Here is a 527-nt window from a genome sequence, read left to right on the forward strand (position 1 = left end):
CAAAATAGGCTGAGACGTTGCCCCTTTGGATTGGCTCGCTGATGCAGTTTGCTGAGTAACCGTATCTTTCTTCACCGGTTCTATTTTTTTCTTCGGTTCGGCTTTGGGCTGAGTTTCTTGCTTGGCAACCGTTTTGGTTGGTTCCACTTTCTTAGGTTGCTTAATTGGCTCTGGCTTTTTCTCGACCACCTTTTTCTTCACCGCCTCTTTTTTGACAACCTGCTTCTTAACGACCTTCTTTTCTGGCTCAGGCTGTTTTTGAGGCCGTGGCTCTTTTGGTGGTTCCACATTCTCTGGTGTGGGCTTTTCGAGCGTTGGTGGGTGTGTCGATACAAGGTTGAGGCTTACCGAGCTTGCTGGGTTTCCAGCAGGCATTGCGAACACTTTGTTCTCTTGCGAGACAAAAAGAAGTGCGGCATGAATGACGAGAGAGGCGCCTCCTGCAATGACATATCTTTGTACGTTCACGGGTTATTCTCGGTATAACTATGAAAACTTGAGGCGATTATTACTTACAAACGAAATAA

At 46.5% G+C, this 527-nt stretch carries 1 pseudogene; it reads right to left on the minus strand.

The annotated features are described in order from the left end of the window. Window positions 1-468 (minus strand): annotated as a pseudogene (locus R7Z50_RS30890) (energy transducer TonB); the annotation flags it as partial. Between the last annotated feature and the right edge of the window lie 59 nt (window positions 469-527).

The organism is Vibrio sp. 1249-1 (genome assembly GCF_033340495.1).